The organism is Patescibacteria group bacterium, assembly GCA_018896645.1.
Classification (GTDB): domain Bacteria; phylum Patescibacteriota; class Patescibacteriia; order UBA2591; family JABMQE01; genus JAHIMF01.
The window spans coordinates 1-3,483 of the sequence record JAHIMF010000044.1; the positions used below are offsets into that span (position 1 = coordinate 1).

Annotated in this window: 3 protein-coding genes; all 3 read left to right on the forward strand. The window is 39.4% G+C overall.

Features of this window, described 5'->3' with window-relative positions; translation table 11 throughout:
• Positions 1-1,725: ribonuclease J (locus tag KKD20_03515; protein ID MBU4332164.1), on the forward strand; the 1,725-nt coding region annotated here is incomplete at its 5' end.
• A 27-nt stretch (positions 1,726-1,752) separates the two neighbouring features.
• Entirely contained in the window at positions 1,753-2,088 is a 336-nt protein-coding gene (locus tag KKD20_03520) for a four helix bundle protein (GenBank protein ID MBU4332165.1), read from the forward strand.
• Between the two features lie 94 nt (positions 2,089-2,182).
• Positions 2,183-3,253, forward strand: coding sequence for a tryptophan--tRNA ligase (gene trpS / locus KKD20_03525; protein ID MBU4332166.1), 1,071 nt, complete (start codon positions 2,183-2,185; stop codon positions 3,251-3,253).
• Positions 3,254-3,483 lie beyond the last annotated feature (230 nt).

The window sequence follows — 3,483 nt, forward strand, 5'->3', positions numbered from 1 at the left end:
AAACCGCAAACACAACCAAAAAAATTCAAGCCGTCAGGCAATAAAGCTGTCAGGCAAACTCAACCCACTCTCCGCATCATCCCTTTAGGCGGCTGCGAAGAAGTGGGCCGCAATATGACGATTTTTGAATATGGGAACGATATTATTATTATTGACATGGGCCTGCAATTCCCAGAAGAAGATATGCCCGGCATTGATTATATTATTCCAAATACCAAATATCTAAGGGGTAAAGAAAAAAACATTAAAGCAGTGATTTTTACCCATGGCCACCTGGACCATATTGGCGCGGCCCAGCTTTTGATTAGCCGTCTGGGCAACCCCTTAATGATCGGGGGCAAACTGACAATCGCGATGATTAAAGCCCGGCAGGAAGATTATCAAAAAGGCAGCGCTAAAAATCTGAAAACAAAATTTATCAACTCCGCCAATGAAATCTTAAGGTTGGGTGAGTTTAGAGTCGGTTTTTTTCCGGTCTCCCACAGCATTATTGATGCGGTTGGTATAATTTTAGCCACGCCCGTGGTCACAGTTGTTCATCCCGGCGATTGGAAATTTGAACACGACCCGATTGGCAAAAAAATCCATTATAAAGCTCTATCTAAATTAAAAAAACCCACCGTCCTTATGTTGGAAAGTTTGGGAGTTCATTATCTTAAAGAACCGGTATCAGAGAAAGAAATGTATAAAAATATTGAGCGCATTATTGCCCGCGCTTCCGGGCGAATTATCATCGGTACTTTCTCTTCTATGATAGAGCGCATCAAAGCAGTTTTGGAAATGGCCGAAAAATATGGCAAAAAAGTGGCGCTTGACGGGTTCAGCATGAAAACCAGCGTGGAGTTGGCAAAAAAATTGGGTTATATAAAAATTAATTTAAAAAATTTAATTGACATTAAAGAAATCAATAATTTACCGGATAATAAAGTCATTGTTATATGCACTGGCGCTCAAGGTGAAGAAAACGCGGTCATGGCCCGCATTGCCACCGGCGAACATCGCTTTATCAAATTTAAAAAACAAGACACGGTTATTTTCTCTTCTTCGGTAATCCCGGGCAACGAACGCACGGTCCAAAAACTCAAAGATTTAATTTATCGCCAAAGCGATAATGTTATTCATTCGGAAATTATGGATGTTCATGCTGGCGGTCATGCCACACCCGGTGATGTTCAAAAAATAATCCGCCAAATTAACCCTACTTACTTTATTCCGGTGTATGCCAATCATTACATGTTAAAAGAAGCCGCTAAATTGGCTCGTGAACTGGGGTATAATGATAAAAATATTTTTGTGCCTGATAATGGCTTAGTCATTGAATTCGGCCGCGGTACTGCCCGCAAGCTTGATCAAAAAATTGCCACTGATCCGGTTTTTGTGGATGGCTTGGGTGTTGGCGATGTTGGCAATGTTGTGCTTCGCGATCGCCAAGTGATGTCTCAAGACGGCATGCTGGTTGTTATTGTGGCTATTGACAGAAGCCGAAATTTAGTCAACAAGCCAGACATTATTTCCCGCGGCTTTGTCTACATGAAAAACTCTGAACAGTTAATGAGGGAAACTAAAGACAAAGTTTCTAAAATTGTTAATGGTTATACAAAAAGTCACAATATGGAAATAAACTGGTCGCCCTTGCGCGCTCGTATTCGGGATGAGGTTGGGCAATTTCTTTTTACTAAAACCGAGAGGCGACCGATGATACTGCCGGTTGTTATAGAAGTGTAACTAATCCAAGAAAAATTAAAAAAGGAGATGAATGATTATGTTCATTTTATTTATCAAGTTACAAAAAATTTCCCTAAACATGAATTATACGGAATAACCTCCCAAATTCGCCGAGCTGCTATGTTAATCATTCTAAACTATATTGAAGGTTATGCTAGAAAAAAACCGCTAGTTCGCTTAAATTTTCTAGAAATATCTTATGGGTCGCTTAAGGAATCAAAATATATATTGCACTTTTCTTTAATCGAAAAATATTTAAATATTGAAGATTACAAATTTGGCCTTAAATTAGCTGAAGAAATTGGTGCTATGCTCTGGAAGGAAGTTGAAAATTTAGACAAAGCCACTGATTCAAGAAAATAATAAAACAAAAAACAACTTGTTTTCTTGCTTTCTTGTTTTCTTGCTTTCTTCCTCTCACAATCATTTGCCACGAAATTATATTTAATCTCTAAATATGCCAAACTCCAACGCCAATCATACAATTTTTTCCGCAATGCAACCAACTGGTACTTTACACTTGGGAAACTACCTGGGTGCTCTAAAAAATTGGGTTGATTTGCAAAACTCTGGAAATTATAACTGCATTTTTAGTATTGTTGATTTGCACGCGATGACTATTGATTATGACCCCAAAAAAATGCCCAAGTATATCACCGATTTAGCTATAGATTACCTTGCTTGCGGAATTGATCCAGAAAAATCTTTAATATTTATCCAATCCCACATACCCGAGCATGCGGAACTTTGCTGGATTTTAAATTGCTTGACCCCAATAGCGGAGCTAGAACGGATGACACAATATAAAGACAAATCCAAACAACACAAGCATAATATTAATGCTGGCTTGTTTGATTACCCGGTGCTACAAGCCGCGGATATTTTATTATACAAAGCCGACACAGTGCCTGTTGGTGAAGACCAAGTCCAGCACGTTGAATTCTCCAGAATCGCAGCCCGCAAATTTAACAACAAATTCGGTAAAACATTTCCGGAGCCTAAAGCCCTGCTGACCAAATCCGCTCGTTTAATGAGCTTAGTTGAACCAACTAAAAAAATGAGTAAAAGTTATGGCGATAAACATTGCATTTTTCTAACTGACTCGCCAAAAGATATCAAGAAAAAAATCGCCAGCGCGGTCACCGACAGCGGCCCCTCCCCTGCGCGCCTGTCCCGAGCAACCTGTCCCGAGCCGAGTCAAGGGAAGTCGAGGGAAGGAGAGGGATCAAGGGTGGGGTCGTCACCTGGCGTCCAAAACCTCTTTGACATGTTAAAAATTTTTGCCCCGGTCAACGTCCACAAACAACTAATGGACCAACATAAAAATGGCGCGCTCAAGTATGTGGATTTAAAAACTACACTTACTGATGCCGTTATTAAACACCTTAAGCCAATTCAAGTGAAACGCAAAGAATTTGAACAAAACCGCGGACAAATTGGTGAGGTTTTAGTTGAAGGAGCAGAAAAAGCGCAAGAAATTGCAAAAAAAACAATGGGGGAAGTGAGAAAAAAAGTAGGGATAAGATAAAATTTACATTACTGCCACGCTTTACTATGAAAAAAGAAGTGAGACAAAAATTAACTCACTTCTTTTTTCTAATCCTTAATTATTCCAGGGGCACTGTCCCTATATTGGGGTGATAAATTAACTTAGGTGGATTGATTTATAGCTAAGATTACATTAAGATTAGTGAAACTATGGAGTTCAAGGTCTCAAAGTAGACCTTGAGACCTCCATTTCTAACTTTTAATGCAATC

Coding starts and splice junctions, on each gene's coding strand:
- KKD20_03520 (MBU4332165.1), top strand. CDS start 1,753: ATGAATGATTATGTTCATTTTATTTATCAAGTTACAAAAAATTTCCCT.
- trpS (MBU4332166.1), top strand. CDS start 2,183: ATGCCAAACTCCAACGCCAATCATACAATTTTTTCCGCAATGCAACCA.